This window comes from Paraglaciecola mesophila KMM 241 (assembly GCF_000315015.1).
In the GTDB taxonomy this organism is placed as follows: domain Bacteria; phylum Pseudomonadota; class Gammaproteobacteria; order Enterobacterales; family Alteromonadaceae; genus Paraglaciecola; species Paraglaciecola mesophila.
In genome coordinates this window covers 19,502-35,746 of sequence record NZ_BAEP01000085.1, presented here as the reverse complement: position 1 = coordinate 35,746, position 16,245 = coordinate 19,502, and the positions used below count along the sequence as shown (strand labels likewise).

14 protein-coding genes are annotated in these 16,245 nt (G+C 40.8%); 12 read left to right on the top strand and 2 right to left on the bottom strand.

Features of this window, described 5'->3' with window-relative positions; all coding sequences use genetic code 11:
- On the top strand, window positions 1-631 hold a 631-nt coding region (locus GMES_RS22595; protein WP_039987969.1), incomplete at its 5' end, for a hypothetical protein.
- A 245-nt stretch (window positions 632-876) separates the two neighbouring features.
- Here the strand turns inward: GMES_RS22595 and GMES_RS20950 are convergent.
- On the bottom strand, window positions 877-1,770 hold the full coding sequence (locus GMES_RS20950; RefSeq protein WP_006994825.1) for a hypothetical protein: 894 nt from the start codon (window positions 1,768-1,770) through the stop codon (window positions 877-879).
- 843 nt (window positions 1,771-2,613) lie between these two features.
- Here GMES_RS20950 and GMES_RS20945 point away from each other — a divergent pair.
- The 10 genes from GMES_RS20945 to GMES_RS20900 all read left to right on the top strand — a co-directional run bounded on the left by GMES_RS20945 (window position 2,614) and on the right by GMES_RS20900 (window position 13,645).
- A complete protein-coding gene (locus GMES_RS20945; RefSeq protein WP_006994823.1) occupies window positions 2,614-3,228 on the top strand; it encodes a hypothetical protein in 615 nt (204 codons plus the stop codon).
- Window positions 3,229-3,367: 139 nt separating this feature from the next.
- Window positions 3,368-4,891: a metallophosphoesterase family protein gene (locus GMES_RS20940; RefSeq protein WP_006994822.1), complete on the top strand. Its 1,524-nt coding sequence runs from the start codon at window positions 3,368-3,370 to the stop codon at window positions 4,889-4,891.
- Window positions 4,892-4,935: 44 nt separating this feature from the next.
- A complete protein-coding gene (locus tag GMES_RS20935) occupies window positions 4,936-5,700 on the top strand; it encodes an SPOR domain-containing protein (RefSeq protein WP_006994821.1) in 765 nt (254 codons plus the stop codon).
- 158 nt (window positions 5,701-5,858) lie between these two features.
- On the top strand, window positions 5,859-6,506 hold the full coding sequence (locus GMES_RS20930; RefSeq protein ID WP_006994819.1) for a hypothetical protein: 648 nt from the start codon (window positions 5,859-5,861) through the stop codon (window positions 6,504-6,506).
- Window positions 6,507-6,672: 166 nt separating this feature from the next.
- Window positions 6,673-7,449 carry a UCP032817 domain-containing protein gene (locus tag GMES_RS20925; protein ID WP_006994818.1) on the top strand — a complete coding sequence of 259 codons (777 nt, stop codon included), beginning with the start codon at window positions 6,673-6,675 and terminating at the stop codon, window positions 7,447-7,449.
- Window positions 7,450-7,497: 48 nt separating this feature from the next.
- Window positions 7,498-8,127, top strand: a complete 630-nt coding sequence (locus tag GMES_RS20920; RefSeq protein WP_006994817.1) for a hypothetical protein — start codon at window positions 7,498-7,500, stop codon at window positions 8,125-8,127.
- Window positions 8,128-8,373: 246 nt separating this feature from the next.
- Window positions 8,374-9,003: a TnsA endonuclease N-terminal domain-containing protein gene (locus tag GMES_RS22045; RefSeq protein WP_006994815.1), complete on the top strand. Its 630-nt coding sequence runs from the start codon at window positions 8,374-8,376 to the stop codon at window positions 9,001-9,003.
- Window positions 9,000-10,985 (top strand): TnsB C-terminal domain-containing protein, encoded by a 1,986-nt coding sequence (locus tag GMES_RS20910; RefSeq protein WP_006994814.1) that lies wholly within the window; start codon window positions 9,000-9,002, stop codon window positions 10,983-10,985. The genes GMES_RS22045 and GMES_RS20910 overlap by 4 nt, the downstream gene beginning before the upstream one ends.
- A 1-nt stretch (window position 10,986) precedes the next feature.
- Window positions 10,987-11,964 carry a TniB family NTP-binding protein gene (locus tag GMES_RS20905; RefSeq protein WP_006994813.1) on the top strand — a complete coding sequence of 326 codons (978 nt, stop codon included), beginning with the start codon at window positions 10,987-10,989 and terminating at the stop codon, window positions 11,962-11,964.
- Window positions 11,945-13,645 carry a TniQ family protein gene (locus tag GMES_RS20900; protein ID WP_039987963.1) on the top strand — a complete coding sequence of 567 codons (1,701 nt, stop codon included), beginning with the start codon at window positions 11,945-11,947 and terminating at the stop codon, window positions 13,643-13,645. Before GMES_RS20905 ends, GMES_RS20900 begins: the two co-directional genes overlap by 20 nt.
- A gap of 394 nt (window positions 13,646-14,039) precedes the next feature.
- On the opposite strand, the gene nadK is transcribed toward GMES_RS20900, so the two are convergent.
- Window positions 14,040-14,915 (bottom strand): NAD(+) kinase, encoded by an 876-nt coding sequence (nadK, locus tag GMES_RS20895; protein ID WP_006994811.1) that lies wholly within the window; start codon window positions 14,913-14,915, stop codon window positions 14,040-14,042.
- 252 nt (window positions 14,916-15,167) lie between these two features.
- On the opposite strand from nadK, the gene nagZ reads away from it, so the two are divergent.
- A complete protein-coding gene (nagZ, locus tag GMES_RS20890) occupies window positions 15,168-16,178 on the top strand; it encodes a beta-N-acetylhexosaminidase (RefSeq protein WP_226990355.1) in 1,011 nt (336 codons plus the stop codon).
- The last annotated feature ends 67 nt before the right edge of the window (window positions 16,179-16,245 follow it).

The following is a 16,245-nucleotide window of genomic DNA, read 5'->3' as shown; positions in this document are numbered from 1 at the left end:
GGGTGACACTGAAAAGGGAGGTGGAAAACGCATAGAATTTAGTTCAGAGCTAAATGGCGAAATTAGAACATTCGGCGATAGATTTTGGTCGCTTATTGGCGGTTCATTTCCTTCATTGAAAGATGATCTAGAAAGTAGCAGACTTAGGGAAATCAAATATACAGACAGATATTTGCAGTCTCCCTGGTACATTATCTTGTTTGGTGAGCTTATTAGAGCTTTGCCAAGATCATCAAACACTACGTTTGAACTTCAGACTTTATTTTCAAGCAAGCAATCAAGCGGCAAACTCATAAATCATGATTGGTCTGTTACGGCTGATATGACTGATGTAATGAATTTATGGTTTGATAAGGGCATCAATGTTCCGTGCTTTTTGGATCTTCATGACGATAAAAAACACATATCTCACAGACGGGAATTGGTCCTGAAGTTTGAAAATGGAAGCGAGTACAGCGTGGGATTTGATCAAGGCGTAGGCTATTGGAGGCACAGACTGTCTCATAATAGACATTATTTTGATTTTTCTGATGTTAATAACCAATTAACGCAAATGTACGAAGCTTGGAATAGTGGAAGAGTCGAAAACGGATTTGATTGGAAAACGGTTCTATATCTTAACAAATTGTAATCTGGAGTAAGCTTTTAGAACGGGAGCCACGTTACTGCTAGGTCGTATTAAATTTAATAATAATACGATCTAGCATTGATTCTGCGCTGTATTAAGATGGAAAACTTCATTACAAGGAAAGAAGTCACACATAATGCCGATGTTGAACGATTTAATCGAACCACTCTCTTACGTCAATTCTTTGCTGGTCATGACAGAGACTAAACTCTGAATAAAGAGCGTTAACTGGCTATACGGTAAGCTCTCTATAACCTTTCAAAGGTATCACGCAGCTCATGGGCAAGCTGCTCCGGGAAGATTTGCTCATCACTTTTTCGGCTTTCCACAATTGCTAATAGCTGTGAAATCCGTACTTTATTATCAATATGGCGTTGAGCAAGCGCGCTGATAACCATCAAAGGCAACGAGTTCCCTAGTGGTAAAAATGCCGTTGGGCTAAGTACTTCAAAAAAGTGATTTGCAATGTATCGTCGCCAAGCTGGGTAGTAGCTGTCAAATTGGGCTGCAAGGTCTATAGAAAGCACCAAGCTTAATACCCATGAATTGGGTCGTAATCGTAGTAACGTCTCTGCAAGCATGAATAGTTCAAGTGGCCAGTCTACAAAAAGCTCACTCTTTTCACTTTCATGAAGTTCAATGATCGAGAAATTAAAAATATCCTGCATTGGTGAGGAGGCTTCCCATTTATAATAGCCGTCAGCGTGAATGGATAGTAGGCAACGCTCTATCTCATCAAGTAGCGCATTATCATAATGTTTGTTGATCTCCGTTATCGTTATATTATCAAGAAACTCAGTCACAAGTGGAAAGTCTTCCTCGAAACGTTTCCAAGGACTATCACTCATCGCACGAAGCAATTTTTGTTCTCGAAGGTGGGTGTCACATATTGTTAGATGCTCTTGCTTCAAAGGGGTTTGCCGGGCTACATAATATAAGGACCATACAATTATGGGATATTTAGCATAGTGAGACAAAAGGCCTTCAACAGATGTCGTACCTGTACTCACCAACTCTGAAACTAAGTGAGCAGCTTCAACTTCCTTGCCCATAAAATCTGGCGCTTCAAGCATATTCGTAGGCGAAAATGTGCCGTTTTTCCAACCAGAGAGAAAAACGCCTTCGATGCATAATCCGCACATGTTGATATTCCTAGTAGGTTGTAGCTTAGGTTAAATGACACACTTTATCTAAAGTATTAGATGTCCTAAAGTGCGATGTGAGGCCAAGTCCAAGGTGTAACTCAATAAGTCTGTTAGGCCCTGATACGTGACATTATGCGACTCACTTACGCAGAGTTACAGCACAGGCTGGAATAGGGAAAGATTAAACTTCATTCTTGAAAGAGAAACAGACCCGCAGTTTAAGGTATTATATACGAATAGCCCCCTCCAGTAGCCGCAGTTCACATGCGTATTCGTCAGGCATCTCCTGCCAAGAACAGTTAGCTTGTTTATTAAACTAAATATTAAGTAAAATTAAATAATAAACGTTAAAATATGTATATTTTACAATGTGTTAGTTGGTATTTTTAGACTAGCACAGAACCATGTAAAAGAACAAAAAATGTACATTTATTGCGTTTTGATGTTGGCATCACTAGCACTTTTCTATGTAAGCTAATGACACTGAAAAGAGCAAGCGAGGCGTTAAATATGGCAAAACATCACTACTCATCTGACCTGTTGTATGTGTTAAACCACAGTACTCAATCTCGTGAAACGAAAGCTAAAGCGAATAAATAGTCGCAGAATTTCTGTGCTCTACGCTCAATGTAAGCCTTCCCCAACGAGGGTAGTCACGTACGAGTATATTGCATCAGTCAAAAAAAGAGGTCAGCGAATTTATGAACGCAGATTGATATCTCAAAACAACTACAACAAGCGACAACTTAAAAAATATGTCAAAAAGTGCGAAGCGAAAGAACATTCAAGCTTTCACTACTTGCACTCTTTCAAACTCAAACCTGCTTCAGCGAGATATCGATGACAGACTCTAAGCCAAAACAGTCCAATTTAAGCGATGCAGCGGTGAATGCATTGTGTAAAATTTCAAGGCTTCGTTCATACGGATTATACGAGCTTAATCAAATCAACCAACTTTTGATTATCTTTATAAAAGAGCCAAGCGATCGTTATTTTTTGGAGGCGATTTTTCATAACTATATCGACGACATAATTGAAAATATTTTTTACGCTGTCGCTGAAGATGAGTTGTCGACAGAGCAAGTGCGAGAAATTCAAGATTTTTTTTCGAGAGCTACTTTTATATATGACAAAGCTAAAACGGAGGTTTGTGACAAAATATATCGCAGGTGGATGATAACTAGGAACATTGTCATTCGATTGATCAATCGACGATCTGGTGTGCTTAGCGATATGTTTTTGGAGTTCAGCGATTTCGATTACTTTCGCGAATTAATATCCACAAACAGTATTCCTTATCGCGCGCTATCAACGGATAGACGAAGAAGTGAGAAGCGCAATCTGGTTAAGATAAATGAACTCAAAGCTGTTGCTTTGATTAAACAATGTGTTTTAGAAAATAATGAGATAGGCTTCAGGTTAACCGATCGGGGACTCAGCTTACTTAAACGGTAGTGGTAAAATTTGATTTCATGGTTAAATTTCATACAAAAAGTTTGTTTTTTATGAAATTGCACTATAAGTAATATGAGCAGCACTTAATCAAATGGAGTTATTAAGTGCTATCTATATTAAAGTGTGAAGGAGCAACGGAATGCGTAATAACTGGTCTATTGTTATTCATGAAGTCACTCAAACCACAGCTGCTATATGGTTTGGGACATTAAAAAGTGACATGAGAAAGTATGAGTTATTCGCACTTCATGTTCACGAAACAAAGTCTATGGGTGCTGGCACTGAATCAAGTGCTCATGTTACAACTATTGAAATAGATGGAAGAAAACTTAAGAAGCCTTTCAAAGGTTCTGGTCAACGGTTCTATGGCGTCGAATTCCTTCAAGGACTAAAGCCAGGTTGTTGTTATAAAGTTGAGCTTCACCGTCCTAGTCAAGACATTGGTCTCCCTTCATTTATTGATGCTAGACAACTTTCATTTGGTAGCTTTAGAACACTACCAGAAAAACTCACCACAAAGGATTTCGCTAAACCGCTCGTTGTTATGCTCGGTAGTTGCTTTTATCCGGATGATGATGATTTCGCAGTTGGTCAAGCATACGAAGCATTACTAGCGTCAGGTAAGGAAGAAGAGAAACCTGATATAAAGTTTTTAACAGGTGACCAAGTCTACTTAGATATTGGACTCGATTCGCTTTCCCCTGTGTATCAAGAAGTTCAGGAGCGTATTGCAGAAGATTATGCGTTGTCTTGGTTAAGATTACGCAGAATGTTGCGACATGGTGGTACATGGATGTTAGCCGACGATCATGAGTTCTGGAATAATTACCCCCACACTACCGGCAAAAATCCCTATTTATGGATGCTTCATGCAAATCGAACGATTAAGGAAATTTGGGAAAAAAGCGCTCTAGATGGCGTTAAAAATGTTCAACGAATTTTGCCCCTTCGGCAAATTGATATTAGTGAACAAATTTCTTTTTTGCTCGCAGATACACGAACTCAGCGCACAGAATACAATAAGAGCAAGCCGTCCGAAAATAGGTTTATGTCAGAGACAGACTTATCTGAATTAGAAGGCTGGATAACGACCCTAACATGCCCTGGTGTTCTCGTTCTCAGTCAGCCGCTTATTGTTAAACCCGGCGGTGAGATTGATAGAAACTTGGCCGATTATCACGAACAGTATTCAAGAGTGCTAGAAGCGTTATCAAAATGCGCCCACGATGTGCTGGTACTTTCTGGGGATGTTCACTACGGACGAATATCAAATATAAGTCTCGGTAATAGCGGCCGTACTCTTCACGAAATAATTGCTTCACCCATGTCTAACCTTACCGGTATTGACGGTAGGTTTGCCGCTAGCAAATCAAAAAAAATAAAGACTTTTCCCCCAATCAAAAGTGAGGGAATACCAAAACAGGAAGTGAATTATCCTGAACACTTTTGGCGAGTGTCATCACAGCGTACAGGCGGGATTTTTGGGATAGGTGATTATACTAAAACGAAAGAGCATTTCTCTACCTTGGCTTTTTCCTTAAATCCTGATGGGCAAGTGATAGTTGACGTGAAGACTTGGTTGCTCAAAGAAAAAAGTAGGAGTGGCAAACCTAGAGAGCAGTTTAAAACGCCGAATGAGGTTTACTCTATTACACTGCAGTAGCTAAACGAAGAGCTGCGAGGTGATAAAAAATTGGGAGATTTATAATGTGCAAGGAAGAGAAAGTCGCTGTCATTGTCGGAGCAGTAGCTGCAATAGCACCACTAGCTGTTGAATTTGTTTCGCTAGACGCCGCTGAAATTACAAATCGTGTTGTAGACTCGAGCGAACACGCGATTGGATATTGTATAAAAGTCTTTGGGCTTATGTTCGTTGGCGGGTTTGTCGTTTGGATAAACAAAGAAAAGTTAATCTCTAAGGCTTTTCAGTTGGGGGTTATGGCCCCTGCAATTATTCTAGGCATGGTCACCACAAGTAGCTTAGAGAATGCAAAAGAAGAAATAGAAGTGCTTTCAGAGCAACTAGCTAATCAACCGGATGTTCGAGCGAATGTCATTCCCAACGGTGTTGGATATGTGTTACCGCCGGAACAACGTGATAGAACATTTTTTTCACTTTCATTCTTCTCGCAAGCCCACGCAATTACTGAACTTGAATCAGAACCTGTTATAGGTCAACACAATACGCCGTCATTGATTCAAAGGCTTTGGTACGGCGCTACGGGTAAAATTAATAAGGGGTGGTTTGTAATCGTTGGGTCACATACGAACGATGCTAGTGCGACTGCTCAAGCCAATTCACTTATTGACAAAGGGTTTAATGCTAAGGTGTATGAGCCGTTTGGTGTTAGCAAGTATTTTGGAGTGATGATCGCATCATATGTTTCGTTAGAAACCGCAAGAGAAATTAAAGAAGAAGCCATTGTTAAAGGTTTACCAGAGGATATCTACATTTGGAAATGGAAATCGTAGTTGCGTATTTATGCCTGCTTAGTTGCATTTCAACTATTGCAAAAACTTAACGTAGCTGGGGTCTACAAGAATTTCGTTTATCGAGAGTGGCTTGTTGTTGACGTAAATCTGAAACGTTAAAAATACGCCTGCGCGAAAATTAATGGAGAGAACAAGAAATGGAAAAGAAAGCGATTCAACTACTGATCAGCAATATCAAACTAAATAAATTCGGACCAAATGACGACCATGAAGACATTATTTTGCTGAGGTTTGCGCTTGAGCAGCCGTTCGAAAATTCCGCTGTTGTAGAGAATGTCACTACTATCAGCACTAAAGATGCAATGGATAAGTTAAACGGCCGATGGAGTGAGGATTTTTCAAAGTCGTTGATATTCAAAACTGGATTAAGGGGGAAGGCCAAGCTCTCGATAGAAATCGTCTCAGTGGACAAAGATACTCCCGGAGAAAAAGCATTCAAAACTTTTTTCAAGTCGCTTCTTTCTGGAATCTTAGGTGTCTGGACGAAAGGCTTTGGAAGTGCTTATGTTGGAAGTATAACTTCAACTACTGGTACTTCGTTGACGGACCTTATCGAAGAGGATGAAGATGCAGATATTATTGGAAAAGCAGAAGTGATAATTGATTCTGAGCGGTTAGATGATGTTTATGAGCTTCCATTAGTCATCACTGAGCCTATAACTAAAAAAGTTACTAGACGAAACCCCAGCTCTGGCTCTGCCATAAGACGTATCAGGGAAGAGGTAGTGGTGATTCCCGCTGGAGAAAATGGAATGATTGCCATTAAACTAGATGACTTGAGTTAACGCGACCAATTGTTGTCTGCAATAGATTACCCAACCAAGCGCATTATACTTAGTGATTGTTGTCATCCGGAGTTATTTTCACGTGATCATAACAGGTGAGTGGATTTTGGCTTTCCTCCATACTTTGACTATCTAAAAAAGTAATGAAAACACAGGAGTAAATGATATGGGCATCAAGTGTAATCCTTTAATCACAATGCACATACGTCACCTTCAGCCTTTGATTTTCGATAAATATGAAATTTCGTCGTCAGACGCTGAATTAGCTATAAAGTATTTAGGAGCTTTTTTTGATGTGAAAATTCATCAACCAAACAAAACGATCATACTCCCCCAGATAGCTGACTGGGCTTGGCACGAGTTGATACTCGATACTAGAAAATACAGATTATTCTGCTATCAAATATTTGGAAGATTTTTGTCACACATAAAGGAGAACTTAACCTCATCTAGACGTGACTTAAAAGCCGAATTTGAACATTCATGCAAATTTTTGCAAGAAACTTACAATCTAAGCGATGGCGACAATCCTGATGAGTGGAAAGAAAGCGGCTGGGGGAAACCAATGTACCGCCTTCGCGAACCAATAGACAAAGTGGTTTGCAATACCTGTAGTTCCTTTGAGCTTTCTGCTATCAAAAAGGAACACTGGTTGTACCAAAAGGTTGTAACTTGGTTACCCTTACGCTTAATGCAGAGGTTTGGGCTATCGGCTAGTGCGGCTCAGTACGGTGTTTTAGAGCATATAGCACATTTGATAAGTCTCAAGGAAATAGGTAATCGCGCGGAAGACACATCTTTACTTGGAGAGTTGGCATGGCAAGAACACATCCTCTGGACAGACCATTACACGGAGGATTGTAACAATCTCTTTGGCTACTTCTTACATTACAATTACAGACCCAATAAGCGGGTACAAGCGAGCCAAAATATTTACCAATAGCTAACTCTTGATTCACAGGAAAAAATCTATATTTTGGGAATGATTGCTATGGATAATTTATGGATAGTAGAAGTCTTAAAAATAGCTTTGACGGTAGTAAGCTTTTTAGTAGCAGCGTTTGCTATTATACAAAATCAAGAACGTTCTCGTCGCGAACTCGCGACAACACTAATATATAACTGGGCTAATCACCTTGATTGGCCTACTAGTCGTGCTATCGGGCTTCTAGCTGATTTAAAAAAGAGCGTTGTCGTAAGTATAGACAATCGTGAAGAGGCCGAATTTCAAGTCGAGCTTTATGACGCTATTTTAAGTGTATTGACAGTTGAGTTTTTGCAACGAGATCTCCCAGCTAAACCAAAGCCTGAGGATACAATATTCCGCATTTCAGCTGAGCAAAGTGCTTTTATACGATTTCTATGGGTGCGTTGGCTAAATCGCTTAGAAGGGACACTTACTGCATGGCAACAGGGCGCAGCATCAGAAGAAATCATGCGGAGCGAGTTTAAACCATTAGTAGAAGGTAGAAAGGCGGAGTTAAAGGCGTTAGAAGATGTAAGGGATGGCTTGCCTGTTATAGCAAGTTTTTTTGACGAGCATTTAAGTAAAAAAAAGTTGCAACGTAGAAAAAACTGGGTCTTTAAGGCTCTCTTGCCACCACTGCACTCTTTGTTATAAGTATATTTATTATTGACCTAAGAATAAATGGGCGTCAAACCTAATTATTTTCCATTAAAATAACTCTAAAATAATTCAAATTTTATCAGTCATTTAGTACTGTTACATCTTATTTTTCTTCTGCATTATTTATTTTATCTAATATTAATTGCTTAAAAAACAAGGGCTTATTAGTTTTTTCGAATTGGTGTTCGGAAAAAGTTGAGCTAGTGTTATTTCTCATTTTTACTTTTTTAGAGTGACATCATGACATTAGCAAGACAAATCAACAAAGCGACAATCTCAAAAATTGCTCGCAACAGCTATAGCCCCAAATCGAGTTCGATGCAGTACATGGAGTCCATGCTCGAGAGTGACATTTCATTGACATTGGACTTCGATAAAAACGTTAAAAGCTACATTACGCAGCCGGATTCTTTTATTAATACCAGCAATGAGCACGGTTGGCGACGGTATACGCCGGACATTTGTATTGAATATGCGGACGGAACACACGAATTTGTCGAAGTTAAGCCAAAAAGCAAAACACTATCTGACAGGTTTAAAGCTAAATTTGAGTTGCACTCTCGCATCGTTTTCGAGCGCACCGGACTCAAACTTGTGTTGTTTACAGAGTCAAAAATTTCTCCAATGCGGCTAAATCAATATAGGCAACTTAAAGCCTATCGCAGGCTTCCACTGGTAAACAGTGTTAGCAATGCGGTCATTGATTATGTATCCAGCAAGGGTGAAGCAACATTGAAGTCTACCGAGGAGATTTGCAGTCGATTTAACGTAGAAAGTTACTATCCGATGATCATGCTCTCACATCAGCAAATTCGCTGTGTGACTGACGATGTAATTACGAGAGAGTCGCTCGCGGAGGTGATTGTATGAATTACGATACTTCTACGAAAAAATCGATAATCGCTAAACAAACGCACGGGCTTTTTCAGGCAGGTATGTTAGTTAGATACAACGGTGAGCAATATAAGATTAGTACTGCGCATTCTGAGTATTTAGTTCTACAAGACATAACATCGAACAAGGTGCTGATGCTGATGGCGGAGCAATGGCAAGAAGGCTATTGCAGCGGCTTAATCACTGTTGAAAAGCCTACCGCGCAGGTTGTCGTCAACCCTATCACTGACGGCAATAAATTAGCAGAAGCTGAACGTATTCTGGCATATCTCAATGAACTTGAAACTCGGCCTCATCCCGGCTCTGTCACGACACGCGAAAAAGTCATTAATTATATCAGTTCACGTATCGGTGATAAAAACCCTCCTCACGAAATGCAGCTTTATCGTTGGAGTAAAAAATGGGAAAAAGTTGGTAAAAATATAAGTGCTTTTATAAATGTAAAACAAAGTCGAATCAAGCCTGTGACGGGAGCACAACTTGATTTTGCGATGTTCATCATTGATAAGTATTTTATGGTTAAATTTGCTGATAATCGCAGTGCGCTCTATCGACATTATGTCGCTGAATTTGAAAAAGAAGCAAATCAAAGCAAATTCGAACTGAGCGGTAAGCCTATGTCGAAAACGGCTCTTGATAATATACTCGACTCGCTTGATCCTTTTGAAGTAACCGCTGCACAAAAAGGACTAGCTGTCGCTCGAAATAAGTATCGAGATAGCAACGAAAAAATCGTGACAAATTTTCCCGGCGAGCGCGTCGAGATTGATGCAGTGCACCTCAATCTTGGTTTAGTCGATGAAGACACGGGAGAGTATAGTGGCAAAGTTATTCTTTTTTTAGCTATTGACGTTCACACAAGATATATTTTGGGTTACTCAATAGTGCATGGTTTAAATCCGGCTGAGTCTTCAGAAGGAGCAAAAAACTTACTTCAGCATATTGTCTCGCCCAAATTGAGAAATGGCAATTATATCAATGAGTGGGTTTGCGTGGGAGTGCCGTATTGCTTTCACGCAGATAATGGACCGGCGTTTATCGCTGAAAATACATTGCGAGTATGTGCAATGCTCAATGCTGATTTACACCGCTCCGAATCAAAAAAATCTCAACGTCGGCCTTTTATCGAACGCTTTAATCTAACACTTCGCGAGCAATTGATGGTCAATATCCCAGGGTATCTGGGCAAACGACTTGATAGATATAACTTTGAAAAAACAGTTGAGCAGGCCGCTGTCGTTTCGCTGGAAACTTTCACGCGTTATCTAGAAGAGTACATCGTCGATTATTATCATCAAAACCCACACTCAGGGCTAGATGGATTAACACCCGCGCAAATGATGTTGAAATGTGAAGGTACTTATTTCAAACGCCCAGCACCTGATTTAGCTGTGATTAATTCATTAGTAGGAGCAACCTTCAAAAGAACAATTCAAGCCACACATGGTGTGCAAATTGAAAATATCTGCTATCACAGCACTCAGCTAAAAGAGCTTCGTTTTTCGATGATGAAAAATCGGCAGAAAGAAAAACAAGTTCAAGTTGAGGTTATTTTTAATCGCAATGATATTTCATCAGTCACAGTGCTGGTCCCTGGCGCGCTGGAGTCGATTATCGTGCCCGCGCGGGATAAAACGATACAGCCCGGCACAAGGCTTGCGCAATACAAAGCAACTAAAGCAGCGGCTACAGAAGGTTTCGAAACCCAGCGCTATGAATCTATTGGGCCAAAGCATGACGCACACAGCAAATCCAGTAAAAATTCCGCAAATCATGCCTCAGCTCCACAATCGCGAGTTGTAGAGCATGAGGTATATAATATGCCAGAAGTATTAATCGAGGGCACGTCAAGATTGGCGACCGATGACACGACTCGGACAGTCAGAGTAGAAGATGAAGTTGATAGTTCACATGCGAACCGTCGCACTATAACCCGCAAGCGCTCGGGGTCTAGTTGAAATGGATATAGTCATTGATAAAAGAGCCGTGATTTTACAGCGAGACGAATTTTTGCAGCGAATTGTGTGGTATCCCCGATTTGAACGCGCATACAAAACTATCAAGCACATTCTTGAATATGGAGGAACGGTCGAAGAAGCGTTGATTCTTATGGGGCCAGTGGGGGCGGGTAAGAGTTTTTTACTCCAAAAAATTCACAGTAACTATCCGATCATCGATACACCTGAAATGACATCTAGACCGGTCTTGTATCTTAGAGTGCCGCCTGAAAATACGCTGGGTGGTATGTTGCTAAATCTGCTAGATGCGCTTGGCGACCCAATGCCAGCTAGTTGTAGTATTGGTTTAAGGCGTCTGCGCTTGAAAAAGCAGATCGTGACGCAAGGTACTCGAATGATTTTACTTGATGAATCTCAGTCTATTGTTCCCAAGGACGGAGGGGACGATAAGAGTATGAATATTAAATTACTACGAGAGTTAATGGATGATTTGAAAATCCCATTGGTGCTTACGGGCAAAAAAGATGTTCGCGCAATATTGGCTGCTGATGATGCACTCAGGTCACGGGTTCGCTGCACGCTGAGCTTAGATTACTTCTCTTGTAAAAATATAGATGATGCTCTGGATTTTGCCGACTACATGGATGTATTACTGCAGATGTTTCCGCGGCAACTGCATGGTTTTAATTTTGTTTTGGAAACTGATAATGGGGAAATTTCGCTGAGCCAAAATATAAATAACCTCGTGCGTTTGATGTTGGCTAGTGATGGCTGTCCTCGCTCAATTCGATATATTTTGAAGTCTGTTATCGAGACAACGGCTGTAGAAACGGTGGTGACGACTGCGCATTTTGCAGGCGTATTTTATATGTCAGATAACTTGTCAAAACCGCTTAATTTTAATCCATTCGATGCACCGTTCGCAAAAGTAAAAAAAGAAGCAGAAAAGAGGGGGCTATATGACAGTGATGCATTCTGAACTACCTATCCGCCCTAGGCCACAGGAAGATGAAATGTTGTTAGGGTACATCTTGCGAGTAGCGCATCAAAATGGGTATCACTCGGTTCAAACCGTACGTCGTTTGTTTTCACTTAAAAGTACTGACTTGCATAGCATAAATAGCCATTTTCTGCGTTTTAAAGACTTATTGAGTGAGTTATCTGTTTTAGTGAGAGTTGATTATGAAGTATTAGAACTGAATTTTGAAAATGAAATGGGTGGCCTATACAACAGTGAGCGTGCGGTTCAGGATATATCGACGTTTGAGGTAAACGTCTGTCTAATCTGCATGCACGAACAGAAAGCAATGCATAAAGATTGGCGAATAGCGCATGTAACTCATTGTCATATTCATCAATGTGAACTCACTTCTAGGTGCCCAAATTGTGATGCTTTCCTAAATTGGAAACCATCGCTATATTCACATTGTGAAGGCTGCAAAATAGGGTGGGATGAAGTTGTTGTTGAAAAAAAGGAAATACCAGATTATCAATTACAACACATGAAATTGGCAGCTCCTCAACGATACGTGTATTGGCACCAACTTTACAAAATGGCTGCGTTGGCGATGAGACTCTATGATGCGCAGCTGACACCATTTCGCACATTTCCACCCGATATAAAATGCCACCAAACGCTTTTCTCGTTTTGTTTAAGAATGCTGGAGGATATAGCCTTCAGGGAGGAGCAGCTTGCTAATCGGGTGAAACATTGGAAAGAGTCAGGTGAGTTGAAATTTTTATCCGATAACTTTTTTGCTGCACTTAACTATCAATATCAACAGGGCAGTCCCTTTACTATCAGTCAAACTAATTCGTCAGATCCTCATCCTGATGTCCAACTTTTTCAGACAAAGAAAATTTGGAAAGCGCGGCGAATTTTAGCTAACGATGAATTGAGCTACAGCGGTCATCTAAATGTTGGTACGCTAGCACGGTGTATACAGCGTCCAATTTCTGATATCTCATCAATGGTTAAAAACGGGGTGTTGCAGACATTCGAGCAATCAAATATGCCTCGAGATTATTGGTTTAACTTAATTGATGTAGATGCATTGTTTGGAACAATACACTCCAAAATCCAGCAGCGCGAATTAAGTGGTGAAGCTTTTAATATTATTACGTTGGAGGAAGCGGTTCAGTTGGTCAGAAGGAATAATTGGGGATTGGCTGATATTATATCTCTGATAATAGATGGGCGGTGCGAAGTTTTCGTCCGTAATAAAAAAGAACAATTTCATTTGTTTAATATCTGTATCAATCGCGAGCAATTAATATTGGCGTTGGATGAATTTTTTCAAAGAGATAAAAATTGCGTCAAACCCAGCAAAATAGAGACTTTCTTTTACGCAAATGAGATCCATAGAATACATTTGATTCGGTTGATAAATGAACAGTTCGTTGAGCCAGAGGATGGCGAAGTTTTGTCACCCAAGAAAATAGAGCGTTTTCTGGAGCGTTATATTGTACTTAACCGCTGGTGTAAATTACGGAAATTGCCCATTCCCAAGGCAATTGCAACCCTATCGAAGCAGCAGATTTTCCCCGTATTGCATTCTAAGTCAGGAAAAGGTTTTTACATATTCAAGCGAGACAGCAATGTTGAATCACTGTTATTCGGCTGTTTAGCTGATAGTGCAAATAGCAGCATTACGCACTAACGTTAAATAAACTTAAAAAATCGCAGAACAAGTCAACTCCAAAATTTCGATAAAACCGAATTTTAAAAACTGACCGCTCCATACATTTCAGCGGTCAATACTTCAAAGGCAATTCTTGCCAATATTTCAAAATTTCCTATACTTACCAAAGCTCAATTTTACCCACCTGCGCTACATTTTCTTTCGAAATATCAACTCGATTGTTAGCGCGAGGTTCTTCTTTAGGTTAGTTACGATGTTAACTGGAAATTTTAGTTTCGGTTACGGTATTTAAGTGTAAATTTGGCCACTGCCTAAATGTAAAAATCACCGTAACTCATTGATAAATAAAGACCTGCCAATTACACCTTTAGGTGCAACCTACAGTTGTCTAAAATTTATTCTGGTGATACCACTAGTAAAGTTTACTTCCCCAGCCGAGTTTTGTACGTAACACGTTGAAGTAATTGTAATCTTTGGGGTGAATTAGGGATAATTTGGCGGGGTTTTTACGAATAATGATTTCATCCCCCGGTAAGACGGTGAGCACGATATGGCTGTCGCAGCTGACTTGCAAATTGTCTTTATTTTCTGGTGATACTTTAATACGCACTGTGCTATTTGCATCTACAACAATTGGTCGAGCGCTGAGGGTATGTGGGAACATAGGCACTAAGCTTAGGGCGTCTAAATTAGGGGTTAATATTGGGCCGCCGCCTGATAACGAGTAGGCCGTTGAGCCTGTCGGCGTCGCAACGATAAGGCCATCAGAGCGTTGACTAAACACGAAGTTTTCATCTAAGTAAACTTCAAACTCCATCATATGGGCGACTTTGCCGTGGTGCATTACCACTTCGTTTACTGCTGAATTGGTACTTTGTAGTTCTGCGTCTCGATATACTTCAAGTTCAAGTAAAAAGCGCTGTTCGGTTTGGCATTCGCCCGCAAAGATGGAATCGAGCTGGCGTTCAAAGTCATCTGGATTGATGTCGGTTAAAAAACCCAAGTTACCACGGTTAATGCCTACCACAGCAACATTGTGTTTAGCCAAAACACGAGCGGCACCCAACATATTTCCGTCACCACCGACCACTATGGCTAAATCAGCTTGGGTTCCTATGGTATTCAGATCGGCAATTTCAAATCCGTTACCTTTTAACTGAGAAGCACAACTTTGCTCCACAATCACTCGGCAGTCCTTTTGTTTAAGATAAACAATCAAAGCCTGTAAGCTTAAATTCGCTCCTTGATGCCCTTGCTTGCCTATCAATCCGACGGTGTGAAAACCCATAACAACTCATTAAAATAACCGATTTGGGTTAGTATAATCATCCATAGCGCGGAATGTCATACATTTTTATGTCTATGATTTCTCTAACAGTTCTAACGCTCAATTTGTGCGCGAACGGCAAAATAGGCGAGAGGCTAGGGCTGCATCTGCAACTTTATTTTAGGTTTAATCAAGTAAGGTGCTCGTTGAGGCTTTGTTTTATGTTGCTGTTCTCTTATAGTGCGTTTAATTTAACAAGTTATAAGATGTTTCATGGGTCCAATAATGTTAGATGTCTCAGGTTACGAGTTAACCCCTGAAGACAGAGAATTGCTAGACCATCCGTTGGTGGGTGGCGTTATCCTTTTCAGTCGTAACTACTACGACCAAAAACAACTCAAAGAGCTGATTGCGCAAATTCGTTTGGCTGCACGCAACAAGATTTTAATCGGGGTGGATCATGAAGGCGGTCGTGTTCAACGTTTTCGTGACGGATTCAGCGCTATTCCTGCAATGGGTGCTATTTACGCTCGTACTGATGAGGATTTGAGTCAGGCACAGCAATACTGCAATACCTTTGGTTGGCTAATGGCGGCTGAATGCCTCGCATTTGATATCGACTTAAGTTTTGCCCCAGTGCTTGATTTAAATGGTGTATCGGATGTTATCGGTGATCGCTCTTTTCATGCCCAGCCAGAACCCTTGATTCAACTTGCCAGCGAGTTTATCAAAGGCATGCACCGAGCGGGGATGAAGGCCACAGGTAAGCATTTTCCTGGGCATGGCAATGTTAAAGAAGATTCGCATATTGCGATGCCGGTAGATAGCCGTAGCCTTGAACAAATCACTCAGCTTGATATGCAAATTTTTAGCCGCTTAAACGACATGGGCTTGCTTGATGGGGTGATGCCAGCGCATGTGGTTTATCCACAAGTGGATGACATGCCAGCAGGGTTCTCTAAAGTTTGGTTACAAACCTACTTGCGCCAAAAGATGCAATTCGACGGTGTGGTTTTTTCCGATGATTTGTCGATGCAAGGGGCTGCTTTTATTGGCGACTTTGCCGCCAGAGCAAATGCTGCACTGAACGCTGGTTGCGACATGGTGTTGGTATGTAATAACCCTGACGCTGCAGCACAGGTTATTGATAGCTTACCGAGCGAGTTACCCATAAATCCGCGTCTAACGAAGCTCGCTAAAGCGCCCAGTGCTGACTTTGATGCTCTGATCAAAACAGATGCTTACACAGCGGCCCAGCGCACCTTAGAAGCATATTACAATTAATGTAAATGAGAGGGGCCGATGCCCATGTGTCCTTCTTACAGTGTGAACTGGGCGACGTCAGATAAAT

Excerpts from the sequence above, each read along its gene's own strand:
- nadK (WP_006994811.1), bottom strand. The coding sequence starts at position 14,915 with ATGGGTTTTCACACCGTCGGATTGATAGGCAAGCAAGGGCATCAAGGA.
- GMES_RS20900 (WP_039987963.1), top strand. The coding sequence starts at position 11,945 with ATGACAGTGATGCATTCTGAACTACCTATCCGCCCTAGGCCACAGGAA.
- GMES_RS22045 (WP_006994815.1), top strand. The coding sequence starts at position 8,374 with ATGACATTAGCAAGACAAATCAACAAAGCGACAATCTCAAAAATTGCT.
- GMES_RS20930 (WP_006994819.1), top strand. The coding sequence starts at position 5,859 with ATGGAAAAGAAAGCGATTCAACTACTGATCAGCAATATCAAACTAAAT.
- GMES_RS20920 (WP_006994817.1), top strand. The coding sequence starts at position 7,498 with ATGGATAATTTATGGATAGTAGAAGTCTTAAAAATAGCTTTGACGGTA.
- GMES_RS20905 (WP_006994813.1), top strand. The coding sequence starts at position 10,987 with ATGGATATAGTCATTGATAAAAGAGCCGTGATTTTACAGCGAGACGAA.
- nagZ (WP_226990355.1), top strand. The coding sequence starts at position 15,168 with ATGGGTCCAATAATGTTAGATGTCTCAGGTTACGAGTTAACCCCTGAA.
- GMES_RS20925 (WP_006994818.1), top strand. The coding sequence starts at position 6,673 with ATGGGCATCAAGTGTAATCCTTTAATCACAATGCACATACGTCACCTT.
- GMES_RS20910 (WP_006994814.1), top strand. The coding sequence starts at position 9,000 with ATGAATTACGATACTTCTACGAAAAAATCGATAATCGCTAAACAAACG.
- GMES_RS20945 (WP_006994823.1), top strand. The coding sequence starts at position 2,614 with ATGACAGACTCTAAGCCAAAACAGTCCAATTTAAGCGATGCAGCGGTG.
- GMES_RS20940 (WP_006994822.1), top strand. The coding sequence starts at position 3,368 with ATGCGTAATAACTGGTCTATTGTTATTCATGAAGTCACTCAAACCACA.
- GMES_RS20950 (WP_006994825.1), bottom strand. The coding sequence starts at position 1,770 with ATGTGCGGATTATGCATCGAAGGCGTTTTTCTCTCTGGTTGGAAAAAC.
- GMES_RS20935 (WP_006994821.1), top strand. The coding sequence starts at position 4,936 with ATGTGCAAGGAAGAGAAAGTCGCTGTCATTGTCGGAGCAGTAGCTGCA.